At 71.2% G+C, this 26,870-nt stretch carries 18 protein-coding genes; 7 read left to right on the top strand and 11 right to left on the bottom strand.

Annotated elements, in window-relative coordinates; translation table 11 throughout:
- Positions 1–59: 59 nt before the first annotated feature.
- Both WMF33_RS27975 and WMF33_RS27970 read right to left on the bottom strand, forming a co-directional pair.
- Positions 60–932: a Stp1/IreP family PP2C-type Ser/Thr phosphatase gene (locus WMF33_RS27975; RefSeq protein ID WP_437331490.1), complete on the bottom strand. Its 873-nt coding sequence runs from the start codon at positions 930–932 to the stop codon at positions 60–62.
- A gap of 18 nt (positions 933–950) precedes the next feature.
- Positions 951–6,128, bottom strand: coding sequence for a pentapeptide repeat-containing protein (locus WMF33_RS27970; RefSeq protein ID WP_437331489.1), 5,178 nt, complete (start codon positions 6,126–6,128; stop codon positions 951–953).
- Between the two features lie 485 nt (positions 6,129–6,613).
- Here WMF33_RS27970 and WMF33_RS27965 point away from each other — a divergent pair, with 485 nt between their 5' ends.
- The 4 genes from WMF33_RS27965 (at position 6,614) to WMF33_RS27950 (ending at position 10,666) form a co-directional block, all read left to right on the top strand.
- Entirely contained in the window at positions 6,614–7,735 is a 1,122-nt protein-coding gene (locus WMF33_RS27965; RefSeq protein ID WP_437331488.1) for an endonuclease/exonuclease/phosphatase family protein, read from the top strand.
- 73 nt (positions 7,736–7,808) lie between these two features.
- Complete coding sequence (locus WMF33_RS27960; RefSeq protein ID WP_437331487.1) at positions 7,809–8,693, top strand: AraC family transcriptional regulator; 885 nt, start codon at positions 7,809–7,811, stop codon at positions 8,691–8,693.
- Between the two features lie 54 nt (positions 8,694–8,747).
- A complete protein-coding gene (locus WMF33_RS27955) occupies positions 8,748–9,614 on the top strand; it encodes an alpha/beta hydrolase family protein (protein WP_437331486.1) in 867 nt (288 codons plus the stop codon).
- A 200-nt stretch (positions 9,615–9,814) separates the two neighbouring features.
- Entirely contained in the window at positions 9,815–10,666 is an 852-nt protein-coding gene (locus WMF33_RS27950; RefSeq protein ID WP_437331485.1) for a DUF1554 domain-containing protein, read from the top strand.
- 27 nt (positions 10,667–10,693) lie between these two features.
- On the opposite strand, the gene WMF33_RS27945 is transcribed toward WMF33_RS27950, so the two are convergent.
- The 4 genes from WMF33_RS27945 to WMF33_RS27930 form a co-directional block, all read right to left on the bottom strand.
- The gene (locus WMF33_RS27945) at positions 10,694–11,938 is read right to left on the bottom strand and encodes a PAS domain S-box protein (protein WP_437331484.1); all 1,245 of its coding nucleotides are present in this window, start codon (positions 11,936–11,938) and stop codon (positions 10,694–10,696) included.
- Between the two features lie 363 nt (positions 11,939–12,301).
- A complete protein-coding gene (locus WMF33_RS27940) occupies positions 12,302–13,651 on the bottom strand; it encodes an extracellular catalytic domain type 1 short-chain-length polyhydroxyalkanoate depolymerase (RefSeq protein ID WP_437331483.1) in 1,350 nt (449 codons plus the stop codon).
- Positions 13,652–13,750: 99 nt separating this feature from the next.
- Positions 13,751–14,491 (bottom strand): alpha/beta hydrolase family esterase, encoded by a 741-nt coding sequence (locus WMF33_RS27935; RefSeq protein WP_437331482.1) that lies wholly within the window; start codon positions 14,489–14,491, stop codon positions 13,751–13,753.
- A gap of 688 nt (positions 14,492–15,179) precedes the next feature.
- Positions 15,180–16,334 carry a hypothetical protein gene (locus tag WMF33_RS27930; RefSeq protein ID WP_437331481.1) on the bottom strand — a complete coding sequence of 385 codons (1,155 nt, stop codon included), beginning with the start codon at positions 16,332–16,334 and terminating at the stop codon, positions 15,180–15,182.
- Between the two features lie 760 nt (positions 16,335–17,094).
- On the opposite strand from WMF33_RS27930, the gene WMF33_RS27925 reads away from it, so the two are divergent.
- Positions 17,095–18,528 carry a glycoside hydrolase family 5 protein gene (locus WMF33_RS27925; protein WP_437331480.1) on the top strand — a complete coding sequence of 478 codons (1,434 nt, stop codon included), beginning with the start codon at positions 17,095–17,097 and terminating at the stop codon, positions 18,526–18,528.
- 58 nt (positions 18,529–18,586) lie between these two features.
- On the opposite strand, the gene WMF33_RS27920 is transcribed toward WMF33_RS27925, so the two are convergent.
- From WMF33_RS27920 to WMF33_RS27905, 4 genes are read right to left on the bottom strand one after another with little or no spacing between them, the layout of a single operon-like run.
- Positions 18,587–20,041: a TolC family protein gene (locus tag WMF33_RS27920; protein ID WP_437331479.1), complete on the bottom strand. Its 1,455-nt coding sequence runs from the start codon at positions 20,039–20,041 to the stop codon at positions 18,587–18,589.
- Positions 20,042–20,096: 55 nt separating this feature from the next.
- Positions 20,097–22,154, bottom strand: coding sequence for an HlyD family secretion protein (locus WMF33_RS27915; RefSeq protein WP_437331478.1), 2,058 nt, complete (start codon positions 22,152–22,154; stop codon positions 20,097–20,099).
- Positions 22,155–22,156: 2 nt separating this feature from the next.
- Complete coding sequence (locus tag WMF33_RS27910; protein ID WP_437331477.1) at positions 22,157–22,849, bottom strand: DUF4956 domain-containing protein; 693 nt, start codon at positions 22,847–22,849, stop codon at positions 22,157–22,159.
- Positions 22,846–23,610, bottom strand: coding sequence for a polyphosphate polymerase domain-containing protein (locus WMF33_RS27905; RefSeq protein ID WP_437339524.1), 765 nt, complete (start codon positions 23,608–23,610; stop codon positions 22,846–22,848). Before WMF33_RS27905 ends, WMF33_RS27910 begins: the two co-directional genes overlap by 4 nt.
- Positions 23,611–23,797: 187 nt before the next feature.
- Between WMF33_RS27905 and WMF33_RS27900 the strand changes: the two genes are divergently transcribed.
- Positions 23,798–24,754: a hypothetical protein gene (locus tag WMF33_RS27900; RefSeq protein WP_437331476.1), complete on the top strand. Its 957-nt coding sequence runs from the start codon at positions 23,798–23,800 to the stop codon at positions 24,752–24,754.
- A gap of 25 nt (positions 24,755–24,779) precedes the next feature.
- On the opposite strand, the gene WMF33_RS27895 is transcribed toward WMF33_RS27900, so the two are convergent.
- Positions 24,780–24,959 (bottom strand): hypothetical protein, encoded by a 180-nt coding sequence (locus WMF33_RS27895; RefSeq protein WP_437331475.1) that lies wholly within the window; start codon positions 24,957–24,959, stop codon positions 24,780–24,782.
- A gap of 127 nt (positions 24,960–25,086) precedes the next feature.
- Between WMF33_RS27895 and WMF33_RS27890 the strand changes: the two genes are divergently transcribed.
- Positions 25,087–26,850, top strand: a complete 1,764-nt coding sequence (locus tag WMF33_RS27890) for an FG-GAP-like repeat-containing protein (RefSeq protein WP_437331474.1) — start codon at positions 25,087–25,089, stop codon at positions 26,848–26,850.
- Positions 26,851–26,870: the final 20 nt, after the last annotated feature.

The following is a 26,870-nucleotide window of genomic DNA, read 5'->3' as shown; positions in this document are numbered from 1 at the left end:
GCTTCGCTGATCCACCCATTAACCTCTATTCACGCGCCACGTTGGCACCTGGGAACGCGTCAGTTTTCCTCGGATACCGCGGTGGCGCGGTCGCTGGGGTCGTCGAGCTCGATCGCCGCTTCCGGGGGCGACCCAGGATCATCGTCTGGCGCATCCGATTCTGTGCCGTCTTCCGTCATGCGGATGAGGATCAACGTGATGTTGTCCTCGCCGCCTTGCTCGTTCGCCGCGGCAACGAGCTGTCGACACGCCTCGTGGGCCTCTTCCGTCGAGGTGATGATATCGCGGATCTGATCGTCGGTCACCATATTACTCAGCCCATCGGAGCACAGCAAATAGGCGTCGCCCGCCTGTGGCTCATCATTCACGAGGTCAACCGCCACGGTGTCACTCATCCCCAGGGCGCGGGTGATGACGTTCACCGGAAGCTCTGCCCGCTGCTCCTCCGTGAGCTCGGGCATCGCCATGATGTAATCGTTGTAGAGCGAGTGATCGCGCGTGAGCTGGGTGATCTCCCCGCCTCGCACCCTGTAGGCGCGGCTGTCGCCGACATGCCCAATGTGCATGCGGTTCTTCTTTGAAGAGTGAAGTGCGCACACCACGGTCGTGCCCATTCCAGCACAGTCCCGCGAACGGATGCTGCGCTCGAAGATCTGTCGATTGGCGACGCGGATGCCACTCACCAGACGGTTTCCTTCCTCGGAGAGGCTGGTATCGAAGTGGTGCGGCCAGGTCGCGTCCTCCCGGCTGGTCGAGCGAAAGAAATCCGCGATCGACTCGGTCGCGAGGCGGCTCGCCACGTCGCCTGCCCGGTGACCGCCCATGCCATCGGCGACGATGAAGAGGGCGTACTCCGAGAGGATCGCGTAGCTGTCCTCGTTATGATCTCGCTGAAGACCGAAGTCTGTCATTCCTGCTGCGATTGCTTTCATGTCGTGGGTCCAAGGTGGTCAGGGCAAGATCGGCTCGTCGTTCGCGATACGGAGCGGCGCGGCCAGGTGAGCATCCAGCTCGCCGGGCTCGAACCGGCAGAGGCCTACCGCGTGCCAGAACGAGGCGGCAGTGTCGCCGCGAAGTCGATACCGACCCCTGGGCGTGAAGGCGACCCAGCCCTCCGGAAGCCGGAGGAGAGACGCGACGCACGCTCCCGCCGACGCGTCCCAGAGCCGAATCGAACCGTCCTCAGAGCTCGTCGCGAGCACGCGCCCGTCGGATCGCCACGCGACGCTCCACACGCGATCGGTGTGCCCTTCGAGCCGATGGATCACGCTGCCTGTGTCGGCCTGCCACAGCTTCACCGTCCCGTCCGCCGAGCCGGACGCGAGGCGCGACCCATCCGGGCTCCATGCGACGCTCCAGACGGAATCTGCGCGACGATCGAGCACGCGCACCGCGGTCCCCGTCTCGACCTGCCACAGCGTCACGGCGCCGCAAGCCGACCCTGACGCCAGGGCTCGACCATCCGAGGAGAAAGCCACGCTGAGGACCCGATCTGTGCGCGCGAGGAGCACGCGAGGCGCGACGCGGCTCTTGAGATCCCAGAGCGCGATGGTGCGGTCCGCTGAGCCGGACGCGAGGGTCAGCCCGTCAGGGCTGAAGGCCACGCTCAATACGCTGCCGGAATGCCTCTTCAGGGACCGCAGGACCATGCCCGTCTGGACGTGCCATAGCAGGATGGAGCGATCGTTGGAGCCGGACGCGAGCGTGGCCCCGTCCGCGCTGAATGCGAGGCTCAAGATCCCGCCCGCGTGTCGCCTCAGCACGCGCAGCATCGTCCCCGTCCCAGGTTGCCAGAGCGTGACGGTGCGGTCGCTCGATCCGGAGGCGAGCGTGAGCCCGTCAGGACTGAAGGCCACGCTCTGGATCGGCTCCGCGTGCCCCTTGAGCACGCGCAGCATCGTCCCCGTCCCAGGTTGCCAGAGCGTGACGGTGCGGTCGCTCGATCCGGAGGCGAGCGTGAGCCCGTCAGGACTGAAGGCCACGCTCTGGATCGGCTCCGCGTGCCCCTTGAGCACGCGCAGGGTGACGCCTGTCTCCGCTTGCCACAGCGCGACGCTCCGATCCGCCGAGCCCGACGCGAGCGTGCGGCCGTCCGGGCTCCAGGCGACGCTCCCGATCTTCTCCCAATGCTCTCGGAGCTTGCGGAGGACAGCGCCGGTCGCGACTTCCCAAAGGATGACGAGGGGCTCCGATGAGCTCGACGCGAGGGTGCGTCCGTCAGGCGAGAATGACACGCACTCCACCGAGCCTGCGTGCCCCTCGAGCGCGCGGCGGACGGAGCCGGTGGCCACGTCCCAGAGCAGCGCGGTGCCGTCGGCCGAACCAGACGCGAGGGTGAGGCCATCAGGGCTCCATGCGACACTTTGGACCCAGTCCGTGTGCGCCCGGAGCACGCGCCGCACGGAGCCGGTATCAACCTCCCACAAGGTCACCGTGCCGTCGGCCGAGCCGGAGGCGACAGTGAGGCCGTCGGGGCTCCACGCGACGCAGAGGACGCGATCCGAGTGCCCCTTGAAGACGCGCTTGACGGAGCCGGCGGCGACGTCCCACAGCATCACCGTGCCGTCGACCGACCCCGAGGCGAGGGCGAGTCCGTCGGGGCTCCACGCGACGCTCTGCACGGGACCCCCGTGCCCGGCGCAGATACGCTGGCTCGCTCCCGTCACGGCGTCCCAGAGCATCACCGTGCGATCGGCGGCCCCGCTCGCGAGCTGGCGCCCGTCAGGGCCGAAGGCGACGCACTGGACCGGGCCCCGCTGCCCCCTCAGCACGCGTAAGGCGGCGCCCGTGGCAGCCTCCCAGAGGCGGATCACGCCGCCGTCGTGCGCGGTCGCCAGGAGCACGCCATCCGAGCTGAATGCGACGGCATGACACGCTGAGATCGTTCCGATCGAAACGGCCTCGATGGCCGCGGGGCGCGGTGGCGCGGCCCCCCAACCCCGTAGGTCATGGATCCATCGTGGCGAGGGCTCGTCCACCGCAGCGCCGACGAACTCTGCGGCGAGCAAGATGGCTCCTTCGAGGTTCGCGCCACGCAGCTCGGCGCCGAGGAGGCGGGCGAAGGAGAGATCGGCGCCGCGCAGATCCGCCCCCGTGAGGTTCGCGCCGCGCAGATCGGCGCGGACCAGGCGCGCGCCAGCGAGGCACGAGCCCCCGAGATCGGTCCCCACCAGGGTCGCACCCGTGAGATCGGCGCGCGCGAGGTTCGCTCCTCGCAGATGACCCACGTGCGAGAAATCGTACCCGCGCAGATCCTGCCCCTCCAGCTTCTGCGCCTCGATCATGGCCCCCGGCGCCTCACCGTCGTTCACCACGCCGAGGCGCAGCAGGACGCGCCAGGCGTTGCCTGTCGCGACGTCCTTGCCGGGAGAAGCGAGCTTCGCGCGCGCCCATGTCACGGCGATGTCGCGGCCCGCGAGATCGGTGAAGAAGTCTATCATGAGATCGCTCATCGTCTGCACTCCGAGAGCTTCCGCGTCGCCGCGCTGCGCGACCTCCGCGGCGGCCGCGTGGGCGACCAGCCACTCGAGCACCGACTGGTGGATGAACGAGAAGTTGCCGTCATCGTCGCGGACGAGCAGTGAGCGCGAGCCGATCTGTTGCTTTGCAACCTCGGCGTCGAGCGGCCGATCAAGATCGAGCACCTGGACGGCCGAGAGCAGCGTCGAGGGGATCCTCTGCATGCTGACGCCGCGCTCCGATCGGGACCAGAGCAGGATCGCGAGCTCCATCGCTGCCTTCCAGATCTGCTCGAGGTTGAGGGGAGGCTCGGCGCCGCGCGGCTTCGCGCGCTCGATCTCGCTCGAGAGCCATCGCTGAATGAGGAGCTCGTACAACCTCGCAGCGGTGATTCGGCCCGAGCGCGTCCTGGCCTCCTCGAGGTCGCGCGGGTCGAGCTCCAGTATGAAGCTCAACATCCGCGGGTTCTCGGCGAGGCCGAGCAGATCCCTGACCCCGTCGAGGAGGCGGAGGCGCACGTCGGCGTCGGCCTCGCTCGGGAGCCGCTTGACCAGGAGCCGCCGGATCCGACCCCGATCGAAGGGCTGGAGCTTGAGCAGCCTGAACCCGGCGACACGCTCGGCCTCACGAGCGAGCGCCCGCTTGATGTCATGATCCGTGAGGAAATGCGCGGTGCGGCTTGATACTACGACCTTTGCGTTCCCCTCCGCAGCCTCAAGGATGGTGTCGAAGTGCTCGACCGCCCGCTCGTACGTGACCCGGAACGCGAGCTCATCGAAGCCATCGAAGAAGAGCGCCACCTGGCCGTCGGAGAGCATGTAACGGAAGGCGTCGAGGGGCATTCTTCCAAACTCAGCCGCCGCGAAGTGCTGGGCCAGGAGCTGGTTCAGGAGCCGACCCTTCTCCAGCGCTCGCATCTCGACCAGAATGGGGGAGCTCGTCGCGTTCTCTGCCGTCATCCGCCGCACGAGCTCGCGGAGCAGGAACGTTTTTCCAGTGCCGAAATCGCCCAGCAGCAGGACGAAGCGCGGGTGCGGCGAGGTCAGGAGCTCGCTGAGCGTTGAGAGCGCGTCCTCTGTCATGGTCCGGTCCGCGCCGACCCAGAGCTCAGCGCGCTGCTCGACATAGTGTCCGGATGGATAGACGGGATCGCGGGCGAGGCGCTCGCCCTGCCATGCCAGGTACTTCGTGAGGTCGAGCAAGCCCTGGTACTCGCCGAAGCTCTTCAGGTACACGCCGGCCCTCGCGGCTCTCCGGAGGAGCTGGTCCGGGGCGGCAGGGCCGGTATGGACGATCGTCGAGTGGAGCATGGGGTTCTCACGCCGGTAGGGCGCCTCGATCGCCGTGATGAAGAGATCGATGAGCTCTTCGGAGATCGGGTGATCGAGCACCGCGACCGGAGCCATCCGGACGAGACGCCCGTCTCGCCCCGAGACGAGGAGTACACCAGAAAACGGCGGCGGCGCCGCTCGGCGGACGATCTCGGCCTCGGGGTCCCGCAGTCGGCATACGCGCTCGACCCGCTGGGTGAAATCGTTGTGGGTCCTCCCCGCGAGAGTCCCGTGCGGCTGGGGGAGCGCCGCTCGGACCACCCCGACAGCCGCCTCGTCCCGCGTTCGGGGTCGGAGCGGCGGCTCGAAGTTCCGGCAGAGGAACGCGAGGAGGAACTCCGCCGACGCGCGGCAGGCGAAGCTGCGGAAGCGCTCGTCTTTCGCATGATCCGCGTAGTCGGATACGGCCTTTGCGACGATGGATCGCCGGCCGAGACGCGCGGACACATAGCCGATTGCAGCGCCCTCCATCTCGACCCCCAGCGTCTTGCGGGAGTGTCGCCGCAAAGCGTCGAAGAGCCTTGGGTCTTCGCGAACGGTTTTCCCGGTCGCGATAGGACCGACATGAACGCGAAAGGGCGGATCCGTCGGGAACCCGTCTGGATCGAGCAACCGCTCCTCGAGCACCAGGTCCCGGCCCGCATCCGTGAGCCGCAGGACAGCGGGCTTGTCTTCGAGCAGGCCCTCGGCACGGAGCTCTTTGACCACCGCGGTCCAGTCAGGGCAACGCACCTTGCGCTCGGGTGAGGTGAGCGGCGAGGCCCCCCCTTCGACCTGGTGAGCGAACAGCGCGTGGAGCAGCCATCGCCGCTGGACGTCCTTCGACAGGGGCCGCTCTTTGACGAGCTCGGCGCTCCACCCCAGATCACGAGAGAAGAAGGCCGCGTCCATCTTCCACGTCGCTTCCAGGTTGTAGGTCTCGATGTCGCGGAAGAGCAGCTCCTCTTGGTGCTCGGATCCACGGTGCGCGACGATCTTGCCGTGGTCATAGCTGTAGACACGGTCGGCGACGATCACGTCTCCGAGCGATACTTCTCCGCGCCTGCCAGCGCAGATGCCGCACATCGCGAGGCACGCGGGCTCCAGCTCATCGATGAGCTGCGTCGCCCGGGTGGCGGCAGCCGTCTCACCCATCTCACCCGACCACGCCGCCGCTATCCAGAAGAGAGCGCCGTGCTGGTTCGTGAAGCTGCGGTAATGGTAACGGAGGCCGCTGCGGTCTCGCGCCATCGTCCAGCCAGAGGCGCCGCCATTCCCCAGCCGAAGCACGGCCTCAAGCTCATCCTGGAGGGCCGTGATGATGAGGACGTCGACATGAGGCGCGTCGGACCGGCTCATGTCCCCGAGCTCCTCGGAATGCACGGAGCGATGCTATCACGCGGGTACGCTGCTGGTGACGGAAAATCGCTGCGCGTGGAAGGGCGCGCCGGGCGGAATCCCGGACCCTGCGGCTCATGAAAGGGCTCGCGTAGTAAACGTGAAGATCGAGCTCGACGTGCAGGCGCGACGCGGTGAACGAGGTGAGAGTGCGGGTCAACTCGGCTTCCTCGTCGTAGCCGAGGACGAGCGAGGTGCAGCCCACGCGCTGTCGTGTAGGCGCGACGGCGCCGCTTGGGCTATCCTGGCGCCATGGCCGCGGCCGCTTCGACCCTCGCCGATGCGCTGCTCTTCGACGCCTCCGCCCGTTGACGGCAGGGTCCACCCACACCCACGGAACCACCTCGATGCCCCAGCGCGCGCCATCCACGGAATCCCCCTCCGCCCCGCCGGGCCCAGCCTCTCTGCGTCCGTCCCCGCGGCGCTGGCGCCGTCTCCGGGCCGTCGTGCTCGCCGCCGCCGTGCTCTACCTCCTCGGGGTCGCCGCGGTCTGGCTCGCCCTGCCCATCCTGGGCGACCGCTTTTGGCCCGCGACGCTCTTCCTCTTCGGCCCGCGCCAGGTCATCGCCCTCCCGCTGCTCATCATCGTCCCCGCCGCGCTCTTGCTCCAGCGCCGCGCCCTCATCCCCGCGGCGCTGGCGGCGGCGATCGTGGTCGGGCCCATCCTCGGGTATTGCCTCTCCCTCCGGGCGCTCACCGGCGGATCGGGCCGCGGGGACTTGCGCGTCGCGTCCTTCAACACGGGGAGCCGCGCCATGAGCATGGATCGACTCAAGGCCTTCGTGGCCGAGTCCCGGCCCGACGTGCTCGCCCTGCAGGAGTGCTCGATCCCCGAGCCCGATCTGACAGCCGCCTTCCCGGGGTGGTCCGTCCACGTCGACCGCGGCATGTGCCTCGTGAGCCGGTATCCGGTCCTCAAGGCCGAGTCGAGAGATCGCAACGACGTCTGGCGCGCCGGCGGCCACGGCGCCATCCTCCGCTACGCGATCGCCCTGCCGGATCGCGCGACTCCCGGCGCTCCGCACCACGCTCCCGTTCCGGCCGCCGCTACCGCTGCCGCTGCCGCGGGCGCGCCCGACGCGCCCGGCGCGCCCGACGCGCCGCGGCCGAGCGCGCAGGCGGCGCCCGGGGCGCGCACCTTCAGCCTCCTCAACCTGCACCTGGAGACGCCGCGCGAGGCGATCGAGGCGCTGATGCACGGCCTCTGGAAGCAGGCCGCGGAGCACGACCGCGTCATCGCGCTGCGCGCGTGGGAGTCCGAGCTCGCGCGACAATGGGTCGACGAGGCGCCCTATCCGGCCGTCATCGTCGGCGACCTCAACATGCCGGTCGACAGCGCCATCTACCGGCGCTTCTGGTCGGGCTTCGAGAACGCGTTCTCCCGCGCCGGGCTGGGGTTCGGCGCGACGAAGCGGACGCGCTGGTTCGGCATCCGCATCGACCACGTGCTCGCCGGGCCGGGCTGGACCACCGAGCGCGCCTGGATCGGCCCGGACCTCGGCTCGGACCACCTCCCCATCCTCGCCGACCTGCGCTGGACCGGCAGCCCGCACGAGGGGTCGCCCTGAAGTTCAGCAACTTCGGTCAGGCACGGCCGGCACCCCCTCGTTATCCTGTCGCTCGCCGAGGAGGACACCGCCCTTGACCGAAGCCACCGAGAACGCCTGCTTCGTCAGGTTCCGCAGGGTGCTCGAGCACATCGACGCGCACCTGGACGAGGACCTGACGCTCGATCGGCTGAGCGGCGTCGCCGCGTTCTCGAAATACCACTTTCACCGCCAGTTCTCCGAGCTCTTCGGCATCGGCGTCCACGAGTACGTGAAGCTCCTCCGCCTGCGGCGCGCGTCGCAGCGGCTCGCCCTCCGGGATCAGGCCCGCGTCACCGACATCGCGCTGGCGAGCGGGTACGAGAGCCTCGAAGCGTTCTGCCGCGCCTTCAAGAAGGCGTTCGGCCAGACCCCGTCCGAGTTCCGGGAACAGCCCCGGTGGGACCCGTGGCACGCGATGCACGAGCGCCTGAGCGAGGCGAGGACCCTGCCCCTCCGCCCGCAGGATCGCGCCGGAGACGTGACGATCGCGCGGTTCGAGGAGACCCGCGTCGCCGCCCTCGAGCACCGGGGCGACCCGAAGCGGGTCCTCGAATCGGTGCGGCGCTTCATCGGGTGGCGCAAGGAGAACCGGCTGCCGCCGCGGAGCAGCGCGACCTTCAACGTCCTCTACGACGACCCGGCCGAGACCCCGTCGGAGGCCTTCCGCATCGACCTCTGCGCGGCGACCGGCCGCCCCGTGCCAGAGAACCCGCTCGGCGTCGTCGCGAAGACGATCCCCGGCGGCCGGTGCGCCGTCCTGCGGCACATCGGGGGCGATGACACGCTCTTCCACGCCGTGAGGCACCTCTACGCGGCCTGGCTCCCCGCGAGCGGCGAGGAGCCGCGGGATTACCCGCTCTTCCTGCAGCGCGTGCGCTTCTTCCCGGAGGTGCCCGATCACGAGGGCGTCACCGACATCTTCCTCCCTCTCCAGTAGACGATCACCTCCAGACCCTCTCCCGTCCTCCAGTGCTCCGCAGGAGAACCCCGCATGAATCGATTCGTGGGCAGCCGAAGCCTCGTCGTGCGCGACGAGGCAAAGGACCTCTCGTTCCCGGTCCTGCTGATGTACCCGACGCGCGTCCCCGCCGAGATCGTGGCGATGGGGCCTTATTCGCTCGAGGTCGCGCCGAACGCGCCCGTCGACGGCGGCCCGCTGCCGCTCGTGGTCCTCTCGCACGGCGGCGGCAGCTCGCCGCTCGTGTATCGCACGCTCGCGTCCCACCTCGCGCAGAGCGGATACGTCGTCGCGATGCCGGAGCACCCCGGGGACAACCGCAACGATCGGTCCAGGTCCGAGACGCTCGAGAACCTCCGCGATCGACCTCGGCACGTTCGCCTCGCGATCGATGCCGTCGCCTCCGATGCGGAGCTCGGACCGCGCCTGGGGGAAGACGGCGTGGCGATCATCGGGCACTCGATGGGGGGCTATACCGCGCTCGCCGTCGCGGGCGGGCAGCCCTTCGCGGGATACGGGCAGAAGATCGAGGTCACGAAGGACCCGCGCGTGAAGGCGCTGGTCCTGATGGCCCCCGCGACCGGCTGGTTCGGCCTCAACGACGCCTTGCAGGACGTCACGGCGCCCATCCTCTTGCTCGTCGCGGAGCACGACCGCATGACGCCGAGATGGCAAGGGCAGCTCGTGCTCGACCTCGTCCCCGACCGGGCTCAGGTCACCTTCGAGGTCGTCGAGAACGCAGGCCATCATTCCTTCTTGAGCCCGTTCCCTCCCCAGATGAGGACCCCGGGCTTCCTGCCCGCCAGCGATCCCGCCGGGTTCGATCGCGAGGCGTTTCACCGCAAGCTCCCGCACGACGTGCGCGCGTTCCTCGACCGGATCTGGTCCCGACGAGGGTAGGCCGCCTCTTCGTCGCCGCTCTGTCGCCTCTTCGTCGCCTCTTCGTCGATCGCTTCGAGCAGCCCCGGTCCCCCGGAGGGGCCGAGCCGCTCGCTGGTCCCGTCGCGAAAGGCATCCAGGACAGCAGTCTCCCGACCTCGATCCGCCCCATGTAGGCTATCCTGCGCGCCCACGCGCGGCATCTTGTTCGGGAGTCTTCCATGAAGCGATCACGTTCCGAGAATCTTTGCAAGGTCGGCATATTCCTCGGCCTCGGCGTCTCGCTCGCCATCGCCGGCTGCGGCGACGAGGACAACGGCGGTTCCAGCAGCACCAGCAGCAGCGCGAGCGCCGCCGCCAGCAGCAGCAGCGGCGCCAGCAGCAGCAGCAGCGGCGGTACGGGCGGCAGCGGCGGCGGCACGGGCGGCGGCGGCGAGGGCGGCAGCGGCGGCGCGGGCGAAGGCGGCGGGACGGGCGGCAGCGGCGGCAGCGGCGGGCCGTCGCTCAGCTTCTTCGTGTCGAGCACCGGGAGCCCGACCGCGAACCTGGGCGGGCTCGCCGGCGCCGACAAGCGGTGCCAGGACCTGGCCGCCGCGGTCGGCGCCGGAGCGAAGACCTGGCGCGCCTACCTCAGCGTCGAGAAGGGCCCGGACGATCAGCCGGTGCACGCCAAGGACCGGATCGGCGCCGGCCCCTGGTACAACGCAGAGCTCGTGATGGTGGCCGCGGACATCGAGGAATTGCACGCGAGGTTCGGCGATCACACCGTGTTCCTCGACGAGAAGGGCGAGATGGTGCCAGGCCAGTGGGAGGGCTCCCCGACGCCGAACCAGCACGACATCCTCACCGGCACGAACCGGGACGGCACCCTGAAGGCCGGCCAGACCTGCGAGGACTGGACCTCCGAGGACGCGAGCCAGACCGCCACGGTCGGGCACTCCGACGGGCTCGGCCCCAGTGGAAGCAACGCCGACATGTACCGGCCGTGGAACTCGGTCCACGCGAGCGGCAGCTGCGCCGACACCGCTCCGGGCGGCGGGAACGGCCGCGTCTACTGCTTTGCCGTGGACTGAGCTGCAGAGCGCTGGCGCGGGGCGCCGTCAGGACGACGCCCGGCGCTGCGCGCGCGCAGCGCGGCGGGCCGGACGCGGGGCGAGGGCGTGGGCGATGCCGCTCTGCAGGGTGCTGTGGGTGGTGATGCTCTCGAGGTCGACGTCGAGATCCACGAGCGTCTGGGCCGTGTCCGGGCCGATGCCGGTGAGCACGAGCTTGGCGCCGAGCAGGCGCGCGGCGCGCGCGATGCGCAGCAGGGCGTCGGCGGACTCCGCGTCGACGTCCTTGACGCCGGTGACGTCGAGGATGGCCGTGTGGAACTGGTGCTGGACGATGCCGTCCAGGAGCTTCTCCATGGCCTGCTGGGCGCGGGCGCTGTCGAGGGCGCCGATGAGGGGCATGGCGACGACGCCCTCGGCCAGCGGGACGAGGGGCGTCGACAGCTCGCGCAGCGTGGCCTGCTGCGCCTGGATGACCTGCTCCTGGAGGGCGAGCCGCTCGAGCTCGGCCTCGCGCAGCGGGGTCAGGTCGCGCGCGATGGTGGCGAGCGCCGGGGGCCGCCCGGCCTCGCCGGCGAGCGCGACCATCGAGACCTGGCAGGGCAGGGTGCCCCCGTCGCGCTGGTCGAGGCCGAGGGTGCCTTGCCACGACCCGCGCTCGAAGCACCGCTGTACGATCCCGGAGAGCGCGTCCTGCTCCTCCACGTACAGGTCGGAGAGGCGCATGCCGAGCGTGCCGTCGCCGTGGCCCGTCATGGCCCGGAAGGCCTGGTTGGCATAGAAGATCGCGCCCTCCTCCGAGGCCATGCACACGCCGTCCGGCGCGCTGTCGACGAGCGCCTGGAAGTCGCGCAGCTCCGCCTGGGCGGACGCGAGGTGTCGTTGCGCCGTGACGTCGCGCCCGACCCAGAGGACGCTGTCCTCGGTGAACGGCTTGCAGGCGGCCTGGATCCACAGCTGGCGATCGCGAAGCGTGATGGGGTACTCGATGCTCAGGACCGTTTGCTTCGCGAGCGACTCCCGGATGACCTCGGCGCAGCGCTCGATGTAGTCGTCTCGCACCACGCTGGTGAGGTGTCTGCCCCGCGCGTGCCTGGCCATCTCGGCAGGGATGACGAGCGTCGGAAACATCTCCAGAACCACGCCGTTCCGATCGAAGAAGGCGATGAACGCCGTGCTCACCGAGCAGAGCGCTTCCAGCTTCGCCTGAGCTCCCTCCAGCTCGGCCACACGCCGGCGCAGCGCCGCGTTCTCGCGTTCGATCTCCGTGAGGTTCTGATTGTTATCTATCATACAAAAATCCCGCCCCCATCGTATTCGCGCAGCTCGGGACGGGCGAGCGAAATCCAGCGAGGGATCGTGCTCGTTCATGCATTGCGCGAGCCGTGCGCGGCGCGAGAGCGATCTCGCGCCAGGCGAGGCTGTCACGGCGCTGCTCGCGCGCCCGGGAGCGCGCGCATGTCGCGGACTGCGGTGAGATGAGATTTGTTTGATGTCGCGGTAGGAAGGGGCGGCGCAACCCGGCGGACGGTCCGGTGCCGAGTCGCGCGCGTCAGAAATCCCGTCTCGGTTTCCGGGATGATGCGGCAGGGCCGGGAGAAACCCAGATCGCCTCTACATCACAGCGGCTCTCCCGCACCCTTGCTGAACGAGGGCTCAGCGCGGGCGGCGCTTCGCGCGACCGAGCAGCAATCCCAGCGCGGCGAGGAGGAGCCCCGCCTGGGTGCCAGAGCCTCGCGCGTCGTCGCCCACGGCGCAGCTGCAGCCGGAGCTCGAGCTCTCTTCTCCCGTCGAGTCGCCCGATCCAGCGCTGGCGTCTTGTCCGCCTGCTCCCCCGGACCCGGTGCCGATCGCGCCGCCGCTGCTCACGCTGCCAGCGCCACTTTCCATGGCCCCGCCCGCGCCTCCGGCGCCGGCCGCGCCTCCGGTGCCGGCCGCGCCGCCCGCACCCCCGGCGCCGGCCGCGCCCGCACCTCCGGTGCCGCCCGCGCCGCCCGCACCGCCGGTGTCGTCACCACCGGGAACAGCACCCGGACAGGCTGCCGTCTCTGGATCCTGACCACCGGCCCTGTCGAGGCCGAAATAGGCGGCGACGGCGTGTCCGTCGAACGGCACGGAGTGCCCGACGCCGGCCATCGAAAAGGCCTCGTAGACCGTGTAGCCGCAATCGCTCTTCCAGAACTGGCGCGTGGTTCCAGTCCTCGGCGTGTCGGTCCCATCCGGGGTCTCGCTCAGACCCAAGACGTTCGTCCACTCTTTGACGTCTTCAGCCATGTTCTTGTAGCTGAGGATCGTGTCGTCGGTGCCATGCCAGTGCTGCAGGCGCGGGCGATGGCCGGTGTAGCCGGGATAGTACGAACGAACGAGGTCTCCCCACGCCTGCCCGGTCTTCGTGACGCTGCCGCTCCCGCAGGGCCCGCTCCACTGGGCAGTGCTCCCGGTTCCGGTGACGTCGTTGTAGCCCTCGGCCCAGCAGCCGCACGGGACGCCCATGAGCGACACGCCGGCCATGAACACGTCGGGGTACACGCCGAGCAGCGCCTCGGTCATGATGCCGCCCGACGACCCGCCGACCGCGTACACGCGGCCCGGGTCGGCGCTGTACTTCGCGAGCGTATATTTCACCATCTGGACGATGGCGCCCGTGTCGCCGCCGCCGTCGTGCTTGAGCGATCTCGTCGAGCCCGCGTCCCAGCAGTTCTGCCCCGTGGCCTCCGGGAAGATCATGATGAAGCCGCTGGTGTTCGCTATGGAAACCAGGCTCGACATCTCGCTGAACGTGCCCGGGCCAGTTCCCTGGCAATGATGGGGAGCGACGACGATGGGAGGCTTGGTCGCCAGCTCGTCAGGCACGTAAATATACATGTTGACGTAGCCGGGAAGGCCGTCCACCCCCCATTCGCCCTGGTTGACCTTTTGTAGCGATGCCCCGCGCGCAGGCGGCGCGGCGAGCAGCGCCAACGAGAGCGATGCGAGCCCGAGGACATGAATCTTGAATCGGTTCATCGGGCGGAAATGCTACACAACGCCAGCCTGGTACGCAAGCCGATATCGCCATGCCTCGGGCGTGGACTCGGGCCGTGCCAGACTCGGTTGAAGACCGCTTTAGAATTGACTCAAGAAGTTCCAGACTTCCTGGGGCATCCACGACGTGTTCTGCCCGGCGTCGTTCGGCGACGGAGTATGACCGCCGTCGTAATCGCACCAGCGGGTGGGATGGCCCGCGGAGCAGCCCTCGTAGTCAGAGCAGGCGTGGCCGCCTCTCGGCGCCTTGGCCAAGCTCTCCACCGTGCATCCATTCTGCTTGGCGAAGAAATCGCTGTTGGAGGTTTGTCCGGCGCCGCCGCTCTCCTGCTGACCGAGCGAAGACATGAAGGCGATCGGCTGACAGCTCGCGGGACGGGCGAGGCCGCCGCCGGAGTGGACCACGGCGGCGCGGAAGACGTTCGGGCGCGCACAGGCCAGCGTCCACGCCATGGCGCCGCCCTGGCTGAAGCCCTCGAGCTCGATGCGCGAGGTGTCGATGCAGAGATCGTCGGTGACCTGCTTGAGGATGTCGTCGACGAAGGTCACATCGTCGTCGGCTGACCAGAACCCGCCGACAGCGTCGGGCGCGATGAAGATGGTGCTCCCCTCGGAGAGCGACCAGAGCCCGAAGTACGAGGGCGCAACCTGGCCGCTGTTGCCCGTGGCCCCGTGGAAGGAGAGAATCAGCCGGTAGGGGTGGTCGCTATCGTAATCGTCGGGGGCGTGCAGGGTGTACTTGCGGCTCTTCCCGCCGCTCTGCACGGTGCCAGCGCCGTTCTGGATCGTGCGCGTCTTGCCGCACCCTGCGGACCTCATCACGTCGCCCCCATCCGTACCTCCGGCGCCGCCGGCCCCGGCAGCGCCTGCGCCGCCTGCGCCGCCCGCGCCGCCGGCGCCGCCCGTTCCAACCGAGCTCGATCCACCCGCGCCCCCGGTCGCCCCGCCGCTGCCAGCGGCATCGCCGCTGCTCGTGCTACCGGAAGCAGCGCCGCCGCCGGAGCCGCTCGAGGAGGTTTCTCCGGCGGCCGGTCCGTCAGCGTGGCCGTTGTCGCTACAGCCGAGGCTGAGAGCGGCGCAGAGGCCCAGGCCGCCCCAGACCGGTGGCCGCCAACGCGAGCGATGGTGAACGCGATCGGAGCTCACAGAGCCAACGCTGGACGACATGGGCGCTCTCCTCGTTGATATCCAAGCCACGGGATACGAACCAGGCGTGGCGCGGACGGGGGACTTCATGACGCCCTATCCACGGCAAGGCGAAAGAAGCTCCGGAGCGGCGAATGTGAGCGCTAACATGGCCGGCGTCAATCATAAATTTGGCGCGCGGCGACCGCCGCCGAGCGCGAGGTCCGCGTTCGGCGGGGTTTCATAAATTTGGCGCGCGGCGACCGCCGCCGAGCGCGAGGTCCGCGTTCGGCGGGGTTTCGCACACGGTCGCCGCGACCCTCGACACGAGCGCCGCGAACGCCGGCGCGCGCGGCGCTCCCCGCCGCGCGCGCCGGCGGGGCGCTCAGCAGATGTGGTAGAGCTCGGAGAAGTACGCCTGCGAGAACCGCGCGTCCACGAGGAGCCCGCTCGCGTTGAAGCACCGGACGCCGACGCGGATCGCGTCCGGATCCGCGGAGGGGTGCTCCCAGCCGACCACGTTGCAGTAGTCCGAGCCCGCCCCGACCGCGGTGGCGAGGGCCGCGCCGCGGGCGACCCCCGCGAGGCCGCCCATCTCCGGATACGTGATCTGGTAGCGCCCGGGCGAGATCCGGTGCACGGCGACGGTCTCGCTCCTGTCGTTGCACTCGGACGTGATGAGGTGGTACTGGTTCGCGGGCGTGTAGTCCGCCGTCGTCGGCTCGTTCGCCACCACGTAGCCGCCGCTCTCGTACGGGGCCTCGCGCGGCTCGCGGAGGTACCGGAGCGAGAAGCTCGTGTCCGCCGGCGCGCCGCCCTGGCCGAAGCAGAGCACATCGATGTTCGTGCTCCCGAACGGGCTCGACCAGGTGAGCGGCTTGCAGTACTCGGGGCCGCTGCCGACCGCCGTCACGAGCACGGAGCTCTCGACCGATCCGTTGCCGGCGAGCGTGATGGTGTAGCGGCCCGCGCTCGTCCGCGTGACGGACGCCGGCGCGCCCCACTGGTGCTCGCTCGAGAGCGCGCCGCCCGTCGGCCGGTTCATCAAGAGATAAGCGCCCGCGCTCGAGACCGCGGTGCCGCCCGCGAGGCGGGCATAGGAGACGACGAACGGAGAGCTCGTCGGCGCGCCGGCCGCCGTGTGGCAGCGGATGTGGACCTTGAGCGCCGTGTCGACGGTCTGCCACGAGGACACCTTGCACCGCTGACCCTCTCCGCCCGTCGAGTTCACCTGGACGTTGCCGCCGCTGCCGCCCAGGTCGTCGAACGTGACCGTATACACCCCGACCCCCGAGAGCGCGACGTGGTTCGCGCCGCCCGTCGAGTTGAACGACCTCGCCGAGAGCAGCCGAGTCCCGTCGAAGAAGGCCCAGCCGGAGGCGTCGCCCGAGCGCAGCGCCTCGTCGCTCGCATCGATGCGCTCGTCCATCGGCTCCTCCACGGGCGCCGCGACGCACGCGGGCGCCGCCGCCGCGAGGAGCAGCGCCAGAAGAGAACGGAACCCACGACGAAGCGACCCATTGTTCAGATTCGTGATCATCTCTCTCTCTCCCATCCTGCCATTGCGGCCGTCCGCGGCCGCACGACCTGACGACGGAGCTGCCCTGTCACCCACGAGCACCCCCGTCCGCCTTGCACGGGGGGTCGCAAGAGCAACGGGCATACCAGCGCGATGCAGCCGGCTTTTCGCGGCGCCGCGCCGCCCCGTGCGGCGCCGTTGCGCGAGGCGCCGCTCAACTGCGCGGGGGCCCGCTCAAGCGAGGTGCAGATCGCTGCCGCGGAGCAAGCGCAGCCGCGCGCGGCAAGGCAAGGAGCGGAGCGCCGGCCCGTCATCACACGTGAGGCGGTGCGGGCCATCACCACGCCTTCCTACGGTGTGGGCCATCACCACGTCTTGACGCAGTGCGGGAATCCCCGACCCGGCAACGTGACGCCCCGACAGCGTGACGCTGAGATGTAGAAAGGTTCACCGCTGTTGCATATCGGCCCCTCCGGAAATTGATCTTTCAAGGTGCGACGGGAATGTGCTAATAGACTGCTCATGCTTCGTTTCCCGCGCCCGGGGGTCGTCTCCGGGGCAGCGGGCGTTATCAACGTTACTTAGCCAGGAACCGGTCGCGCGTCGGCGTCTCACGCTCCGACCCCGCGACGCTCGTCACCTCTCTTCGCGCTGCGCCGGCTCGCGCCTGGACCCAGGCTGTCGGCCCCCTTGCGCCGCGACGAGATCGGGAGAGCGGCTCGCGAGGTGCTCTCTTGCTCCGGCGCGCCGCGTGCCCCTGGCTCTCCGGGAGGACGGGATGATGAAGAGCGCGCTTTGGGGGATGCTGACGGGCTCGGGCCTCCGGCTCGGGCTGTGCTTCGCGGCGGTGCAAGCGGCCGCGCTCGCGGGCTGCGTGGCGCCGTCGGACACGGGCGAAGGCGAGGCGATCGAGGGCGAGCTCACGGAAGAGCAGTCGTATGCGGCCTCCACGAGGCCGGTGGACGTGCACGGCAGGCTCCAGATCGTGGGCAAGGAGCTCCGGAACCAGAACAACGCGCCGGTCCAGCTGCGGGGCATGAGCCTGTTCTGGAGCCAGTGGGGCGGCTCGTTCTACAACGCGAGCGTCGTCAACTCGATCGCCGACAGCTGGGGGGCGACCGTGGTCCGCGCCGCGATGGGCGTCGAGTCGGGCGGGTACCTCACGAACCCGACGGCCGAGAAGAACCGGGTGAAGACCGTCGTCGACGCGGCGATCGCCCGGGGCATCTACGTGATCATCGACTGGCACGATCACAGCGCCCAGGACCACAAGGAGCAGGCCAAGGCCTTCTTCCGGGAGATGGCGCAGACCTACGGGAACCAGCCCAACGTCCTGTTCGAGATCTACAACGAGCCGGACAACGAGCCCTGGAGCACGATCAAGCCCTACGCGATCGAGGTGATCAACACGATCCGCAGCGCGGGCTCGAACAACGTGATCATCGTCGGCACGCCGACCTGGTCGCAGGACGTGGACATCGCCGCGAACGACCCGATCACCGGGTTCTCCAACATCGCTTACACGCTGCACTTCTACGCCAACACGCACAAGGAGAGCCTGCGCGCCAAGGCGAGGACGGCCATGGACAGGGGCCTCGCCCTGTTCGTGACCGAGTTCGGCACCTGCGACGCCTCCGGGAACACCGGGCTCAACCTCAACGAGTCCCAGACCTGGATCAACTTCCTGAACGCCAACAAGATCAGCTGGGCCAACTGGTCGCTGTTCGACAAGAACGAGACGGCCTCGGCGCTCACCCCCGGCGCCAGGACCACCGGCAACTGGCCGGACTCGGAGCTCACCGAGTCGGGCAAGTGGGTCAAGGCGAGGATGCTGGAAGGCACCGGCGGCTCGGGCAGCGGAAGCAGCAGCAGCACGAGCAGCAGCAGCAGCAGCGGGACCGGCGGCTCGGGCGGCAGCGGCGGCTCAGGCGGCGGGGGCGGCTCCGGCGGCGGCACCACGACCTCGGGGTTCCAGTTCACCGTGTCTCCGAACGTCAACCGGTGGTGGATCCAGGTGAAGGTCGTCGAGCCGGGGTACCGCATCACCGGCGTCACGGCGCGCGTGAACAGCACCACGCACAGGCTCGAGCCCCAGTCCTGGGGCGAGGGCGAGTACGCCATCAGCAAGGAGGTCCCCGCGGGCACGCGGGTCGTCTTCACGGCCACGGACAGCCGGGGCGTCGCCGCGAGCTTCACGTCGAACCCCTGGCCGTGACGCGCCGCGCGGCGGCGGTGCGCGCGGCCCTCTGAACAGGAAGGCCGGGGCCCTGGGCTCAGCGCCGGGCCGCCGGCGCGCGCCCGTCGAGCGGGCCGCCGACGACGACGCGCAGCTCGGCGAGCGCCGTCCGGTACTCGCGCACGAGCTTCAGGAGCTTGACCTGCGCGGCGGCGCGCCGCTCCTCCAGGCTGAGCGCGCGCACCGCGTCGATCTGGCGGCTCTCGAGGGCGCGCGCGACCTCGATCCCGGCGCGCTCGACGGCGGGGAGCGCGCGCGCCCGGAACTCCTCGACGAGCGCCCCCGCCGCGCGCGCCTCCCGGAGCCGATCGCGCACCTCGCGCGCGACCCGCTGGACCTCGGCGGCGAGCGTGCGCTGCGCCGCGATCGCGCCGGCGTCCGCGGCGGCGATCTCGCTCGAGCGCGTGTCGAAGAGCGGCAGCTCGAGCCCGGCCTCGAGGGTCCAGCCCAGCGGGTCGCGCGTGGCCGGCGAGAACTCGTAGCCGAACTCGATGAACGAGAGCCACGGCCAGCGCGTCGCGCGCGCCAGCGCGCCCTCCGCGCCGGCGCCGTCGATCTCGGCGGCCGCGAGCGCGATCTCCGGGCGGTTCCTCAGCGCGGCCTCGATCAGCGCCTCCTCGGACGCGAGGGCGACGAGCGGCGCGGACGCGACCGGCTCGCCCACGAGGCGCACCGGCGCGGCGGGGTCGACCCCGACGCGCTCGAGCAGCGCCGCGCGCGCGACCTCGCGGCGCGCGCGCGGCGCGGCGCCGTCCTCCTCGGCCACCGCGGCCGACAGCGCCGCCATCGCCTCGTCGACCGCGGTCCCCTGCGCCGCGCTGACCCGGGCCCGCTCCTGGTCCGCGAGGCGGCGGCGCGTCGCGGCGACCGCCTCGAGCGCCTCGATCTCGGCGTCGAGCAGCAGCACGTCGTCGAACAGCCAGCGGACCTCGGCCTCGAGCTCGAGCTCGGAGACGCGGGTCTCCGCGCGCGCCACGTCGACGTCCGCGCGCGCGACGTCCGCGGCCGCCCCGGCCTCGCCGGGCCGGGGAGGGCGGATGCGGACCCCCGCCGCGAGGCGCGGCTCGTGATCGAGCACCTGATCGAGCCGGAGCTGCGAGACGCGGATCTCCGGGTTCCGGTAGGTGCCCGCCGCGTCGGCGTCGACGCGCGCCCGGGCCGTGGCCTCGCGCGCGCGCATCATCGCGAGCGTCGCGCTCCGCTCCTTGGCCATGGCCACCGCCTCGTCCGCGCTGAGCTCGCGCGGCGCGGCGCGGCGCCCCGCCCCGAGGCCCGCGCCCCCGCGCGGCTCTGCCTGCGCCTCTGCCGCGCGCGCCTCGCGGTAGAGCGCGATCGCGCGCTCCGACCCCTCGAGCTGCGCGGGCGCCGCGCAGGCCGCGAGCGAGAGGCACGCGATCGACGGCCAGACCGGCGACCTCGCGCGCGGGAAGGCGGAGGCGGCGGAGGAGGAGGAGCGGCGGCGACGAACGGAGAAAACCTCAGCGATCTTCATGCCTGACGGATTCCGTGGAGAGCCCTCGGGGCGACGGCGGCGCCGCGGCGCGGGCTCAGCCCTGCCACGGCAGCTCGAGGAAGGAGGGCGCCTCGGCGCCGGCGTCGAACACGACGATCAGCTTGCCGGGGGACAGCGCGAGCGAGATGCCCTCCGGCTTCTGGCCGGGGAAGCGCCGCACGAGGCTCGGCGAGAGGACGCCGCCCTCGGGGCGCAGCACGTGGAAGAGCGACCCCGCGGCGCCGTCGGCGGTCGACGGGGTCGAGGCGATCGCCAGCGAGCCGTCCGGGAGGAAGCACAGATCGGAGATCCCCCCCGGCGTGGGCGCGCCGTTGAGCTCGACGTCGACGCGCGCGCGCGCCCACAGCGAGAGGCCGGCGCCCTCGAGCCGCCGCCCCTCGAGGAGCGCGCGGGGCGCGCCGAGCCTCCAGATGAGCGCGTTGCCCTCGGCGTCGAGCGGCGACTTCAGCCCGAAGTAGAGCGCGCCGTCCCGGTAGGCCATGCCCTCGATCTCGAGCGGGCGCGTGCCGCCCGGGAGCCCGAGCTCCGCGAGGGCCGCGGGGCCCGCCGCGTCGAGCAGCTCCGCGAGGTAGGCCTCGGCGTCGACGCGGAAGCCGCGGCCATCCTGCTTCAGCCGGAGCAGCGCGGTGCGCGCCTTCTTGCGCTTGCCCTTCGCGCTGTAGCCCTGCGACGAGAGCAGGTACACGTCGCCCCCGTCGCCGGCGGTAATCGACTCGATGTCCGCGAGCTCCTTGACGCCGAGCACCGGCACCGGCTCCGGATCGACGGCGCCGGCCGCCGACATCGCGAACAGCCAGGGCACGCCCTCGTCCTCCGCGTCCTTGTGGCCCGTGTCGTCGCTGACGAGGAGGTACCGCCCCTCCGTGGGCCGGGGCAGGATGCCGGACGGCTCGAAGCGCGACCGCTGCCGCAACGCCGCCGGCACCGTCATGCGGATCGCGTCGGCGGCCCCGGCCGGCGGCGCCGCCGCGGGCGCGCCCTGCGCCGCGGCGACGACCGGCGCGCCGGGGGCCGGCGGCGCGGGGGGCGGGGACGCCCCGCGCGTGAAGGCGACGTCGAACGCCTGGCCGGCGAGCAGCTCGACCGGGTGATCCAGCGCGATCGTCACCTCGCGGCCCCACACCGGCACGTTCAGGTCCGTCCAGCAGCGGAGCGGCAGCTGGCCCACCACCGGCCCGACCGTGACGGCCCGGCCCGTGAGCGGCGCGCCGTCCTGGCCGCGCGCCCAGATCGTCGCGACGTCGCCCGCCTCGACGTGGAGCGCCGCGCGCTCCGGGACGCAGGCGATGACCCGCCCGGGCGCGCTGGAGATCTCGACGATCGGGTCGCCCGCCACGGCGACGTCGCCCGGCCGCTTGCGCACCGCGGAGACGCGCCCGCCGTGCGCCGCGCGCAGCGTGTGCTGGGCGCGCTGCGCCTCGAGCTGCTCGATTTCCCGCCGCGTCACCGCGAGGTCCGCCTCGATCTTCGCCGTCTCCGGGCCCGCCTGCTGGAGGAGCCTCTTCCGGCGCTCCTCGGCCGCCGCGATCTGCGCGCGCAGGAGCTGGATGGTGCGGGGCTTCTCGGTCGCGATCGCCTCGACGCCCGCGCGCTGCACGTCGAGCGACCCCAGGGCGTCGTGGCTCGCCTGCTTGTCCTCGATGAGCTGCTTCACCCGGGAGACCTCGCTGGCGAGCACCTCGCCCTCGGCGCGCGCGCGGCGCTGCTCCTCGAGCTCGCGCGCGAGCTCGAGCTTCAGCTGCTCGACGCTCGCCTCGAGCTCCTGATCGATCCGCGCGTGCTCCGCGGGGATCATCGCCCGGAGGCGCGCCTCCTCGGCGCGCGCCACCGCGAGCTCCGCGTCGATCGCGCCGCTGTCGAGCGCGACGAGCACCTGACCCGGCGCCACCACGTCGCCGACGTCGACCTCGATCGAGGCCACCCGCCCGACCTCGACCGTGGCCACCATCTCGGTGTCGGCCTGCGCGAAGGCGAGGATGCCGTCGCTCGGGCTCGAGGAGCGGCTCAGCCACGCCGCGAGGCCGAGCGTGCCCAGCATCGTGAGCGCGGGGGTCGCGGAGGAGAGCGCGGATCGGATTCGCCAGAGATGCATGGCTAGAGGTCCAGCGTCGGCTCCTGGAGCATCAGACTCACGTCCTCGACTCCGGGGAGCGCTTGAAGGCTCGTCACGAGGCGCGCCCGGAGCTCCGGGTGGCGCACGCTGATCTGGTAAGCGTGCTCCATGACGGTGCCCTGCGCCGCCTCGCGCAGGGTGACGAGCGAGAAGGAGCCGCAGTGCTCGCGGAGGATGCCCGCGATCGCGCCGGCGAGCTCCGCGCCGGGCTGTCCGGCCGGCGCGACGAACCGGAGCAGCCCGTCGGGCTGCCGGCGCGACCCGTAGCCGGTGACGTGGAGCATGAGCGTCGCGCCCGCGAACATCGCCGCCCCCGCGATCGCCGCGCCGTAGGCCTGCGCGCCGCTCGCCATGCCGATGGCGAGCGAGGCGAAGACGAACACGACGTCGCGCGGATCGCGCATCGTGGTGCGGAACCGGATGGCGGTGACGCCGCCCGCGATCCCGATGCCGGCGGCGATGTTGTTGCCGACGGCGAGCATCAGCGTGCACGTGATGATGCTGCCGAGCGCCATGCTCTGGACGACGGTCCGCGAGTACGAGAGGCCGCGGAACGTGAGCATGTAGACGCCGGCGATGCCCTGCGTGAGCCCGAAGGCGACGAGGAGGGAGATGAGCGCCTTGCGCCACTCGACGGCCTCGCCGTGCGAGAGCATCGACAGCCACTCCGTCATAGCCGCGGCCCTCCCTCGATCCGGGCCGAGCGCGCGTCGGGCAGCATCAGCTGTGCGTTGACGCTGTAGCAGTACTTGGAGAACGAGCGCCGGACGAGCTCGAGGCGCCGCACGAGCGCCACCATCCACGCGGGCGGCCTGCGCTCGAACTTGAGCTCGAGGACGCAGACGGGCTCGTGCGTGTTCGTCTGGACCGGGTGGTCGACGGGGCGCCACCCGCGATCGGACGCCTCGAGATCCAGCGCCTCCTTGCGCTGGCAGACGACCCTCCGGTCGAACGTGACGCGCGCGTACTTGTCGAGCGTGCTCTCGTACGCCTCGCGCTCGTAGTCGACGAGCATCGTGGGCCGGAGATCGTGGCGGTGGACCGCGCCGATGAACTTCTCGGCGCCCTTGCGCACGCCCGGCGGGAGCCGCTCCAGCGCGGCGGGGTTGCCGCGCTCGACGAGCTCCCGCCACTCGTCCGCGGGCACGCAGGCGCGCGACTTGACGATGACATCCTGGACGCGGCGCTTCACCTCGAGGAACACGGGGCTCTTCTTGCCGGGGTAGGTGCGCGCCCGCACCTTGAAGCGGTCCCGCTGCTCCCGGGCGTTGGCCCAGTAGAGATCGTGCCCGCGCGTGTCAAAGTAGAGCGAGCGGATGCGGTACGAGCCGTCCTCGTTCGCGTACTTGTCCGCCCGGCCGACGGACCGCGCCGTGGCCCGGATCGCCGGGACGAGCCGCTCCGGCACCAGGTACTTGAACTCGTAGCGTTCGATGACGTCCAGGATGACGGTCTCCTCGATCGTCAGGGGTCAGGGGCTAGGCGCCCGGGTGGGTTGCGTCGCGCCGCTGCGTGCGTCGCGGATTTGTTACGGTATCCCCGCGATAATGACACAACCGCCGCCGAATGCCGCAAGCGGAATCCTGCGCAAGCTCTCGATATCTCCCCGGTATCCCCGCGCGTTGCATTCGAGTCGCAAAGCTACAGCGCGGTGGCTTTCGCGGCTCGGGCTCGCGGCGGCGCTGCTCGCCGCGGGCTGCCGGGGCTCGGGGCCGGGGCCGGCGAGGGCGGCGGCGGCGGCGGTGCGGACCTCGGGCTGCCCCCGCTGCGGCGGGGCCGCGCGGATCGGCGCGCTGCCGCGCGGCGATGCCGACGAGTGCTCCGGTGTGGTCGCCGGTGCGGTGCACCCGGGGACGCTGTACCTCCACAACGATTCCGGCGACCGCCCGCGTTTCTTTGCGATCGGGCTTGACGGCGCGCCGCGGGGCGAGATCGAGGTGGCGGGCGCGCGCGGGGTCGACTGGGAGGGCGCGGCGCGGGGCCCGTGCGGCGGGGGCGGGGGGAGCTGCCTCTTGTTCGGGGACATCGGCGACAACGACCGGGAGCGCGACCGCTACGCGCTCTACGAGGTGAGGGAGCCGGCGGCGCTCGGCGGCGCTCGGCGCGCGGTGGCGGCGGAGGTGATCTCGCTCGCGTACCCCGACGGGAGCCACAACGCGGAGACGCTGCTGGTTCACCCGGTCACCGGGGCGATCACCGTGGTGACGAAGGTGAAGAAGAAGAAGAAGGACAGCGCCGGGATCTACGAGCTCTCGACGCGGCCCGCCGCCGGCCAGACGGCGACGCTCGTCGGCGCGGGCTCGATCGCCGCGCCGGTCGGGAGCCGGTCGTTCACGGGCGGCGACGTGCGCGCCGACGGCGCCGGCGTGCTGCTCCGCACCTACTCGCACGTCTTCTTCTATCCGATGGCGCCCGACCAGACGGTCGCGCAGGCGCTGACCGGCCCGCCGTGCGACATGCCGGCGGCCGACGAGGATCAGGGGGAGGCGATCGCGTGGCTGCCCGGCGGGTGGGACTACGTGACGATCGGCGAAGGGGACGAGGCGCCGATCCACCGCGTCTCCTGCCAGGCGCCCTGAGCGCCGCCCGCGCGGGGCGCGCCCCTCAGTCGCCGCGCGCCGCGCCGCCGAGGAGGGCCTCCATGCCGCCGTCGGCCACCGCGCGATCCGGCGGATAGCACGGCATCGTCACGGGCTCCGCGCCGTTCCCGCCGGTCCCGTCGCCGCAACCCGCGCCCAGGGCGGAGACCTGAAGCGCGAGCAAGATACGATATGTCCTTCTCATGAGCCGCTCCTCGCGGGCGGCGACGATAGTCGTGACGTTCGCGCGTCGACGATCGACGTCGGCGCGCCGCGCGCGCAGGGCGTCAGTTCTCCTTGTCGCCTCTCGCCGCTCGCGTACCCTCGCGGGGATGCGGAGCTCTTTTCCCCTGGGCATCGCGCTCGCGACCCTCTTCCTCGGGTGCGCCGATCTCCTCGGGATCGAGGACGTGACCCGAGACCCCGGTCCGGGCGGCGGCGCCAGCGCGACCAGCGCCGGCGGCGGCGGCAGCGGCAGCGCGACGAGCGCCGCCGGCGGCGGCGGCGGGGGCGACGGAGGGCGGCTCGCGCCGTCGACGCCGGTCCCGCGGCTGCCGGTCCAGGATGGCCCGGTCGGCTCGATGCTCGTGCCCGACACCCGGAGGCCCACGTTCGTCTGGGAGCCGTCGGCGTCGCCCGCGGGGGAAAGCGTCGAGTACACCATCGAGCTCGGCGAAGATCCCTCGTTCTCCGCCCTCCTCGCGAGCGAGACGACGGCGGCGACACGCTGGCGGCCGGCCGCCGATCTGGAGGGCTCGGCGGAGCCTCCGGTGGGCAGCCGGGTCTACTGGCGGGTCCGCGCGTGCTCGGCCGGCGCCTGCTCCGAGCCGTCCGCGGTCCGATGGATCAACGTGGGACGGGGCCATCACGATCTCAACGGCGACGCCTTCGACGACATCCTCGTGGGCGCGCTCCACTACGCGATCCCGGAGTACATCCCTTGCGGGGCCGCCTACGTCTTCCTGGGCGGCGCGGGCGACAGCGTCGATCCGGCGCAGGATGGAGTCCTGGCCGGGGTGAACCCGAGGACCGGCGGCGCCATCGAGGCGGCGGGCTTCGGCGGCGCCGTGGCGACCGCGGACGTGAACGGCGATGGCTTCGCCGACGCCGTGGTCGCAGCCACGACGTACGCAGACAGCAAGGGGATGGTCCGCGTGATCCTCGGGAGCTCGTCCGAGCCGGCGACGTGGACCCTGGAGCCGGACATGTCGGGGAGCTTGCCGGGCGATGAGCGCAGGTTCGGCCACGCCCTGGCCTCCGGGGACATCAACGGAGACGGCTACGCAGATCTCGTGATCGGCGCGCCGGGAGGCGGCCCCGATCACATCGAGCCCGGCAGCGCGTATGTGTACCTGGGCGGCCCCGAGGCCCTCGACACGGGCGCTGACGCGATGTTCACGGGGGTGCAGAACGCGAGCGAGTTCGGCGCCTCGGTCGCCTCGGCGGACTTCAACGGAGATGGCTTTTCGGACATCGCCGTCGGGGCGCCTGGCAGCCAGCGCGTCTATGTCTATCTCGCCTCGGCCGGCGCGCTCGACACGGTGCCAGACGGCCTCCTCGTGGGCGAGGGCGAGCTCGGTCGCGCGGTGGGCGCGGGCGACGTCGACGGGGACGGCTTCGCCGATCTCCTCGTGGGAGACCCGATGAACAGCGCGGCCTTCCTGTTCCTCGGCGGGCCAGGGGAGGCGTTCGACACGACCGCCGACCTGGAGCTCCACGGCGAGGCGGCGTCCGATCGGTTCGGTCAGACGGTGTCGTCGAGCGGCGACCTCGACGGGGACGGCTTCGCGGAGATGCTGGTGGGCGCGCCGGAGGTCGGCCTCGGCGGCAAGGCGTACGTGTTCCGCGGCGGCGAGCGCCCCGACACGGAGCCCGACGCCGCGATGAACCCGCGGTTCGGGGGCACGGCGGAGACGAAGATCTCGCGCGCCGGCGACTTCAACCGCGATGGGCTCGGGGACGTGGTCGTGGCCTTCGGCGGCGGCAGGGAGGTGCTCGTCTATCTCGGCGGCAGCCTCGGCGACGCGGCGCAGGCCTCCCTGAAGGGCGCGGGCGGGATGAGCGAGGAGCGCTTCGGCGTGGCCGTGTCGCCGTAGCCCGGCGCGGACGGAGGCGC

Source organism: Sorangium sp. So ce394 (assembly GCF_051474665.1).
Taxonomy (GTDB): domain Bacteria; phylum Myxococcota_A; class Polyangia; order Polyangiales; family Polyangiaceae; genus Sorangium; species Sorangium cellulosum_D.
The sequence above is the reverse complement of the archived record's forward strand: the minus strand, read 5'-3'. Positions and strand labels throughout refer to the sequence as shown.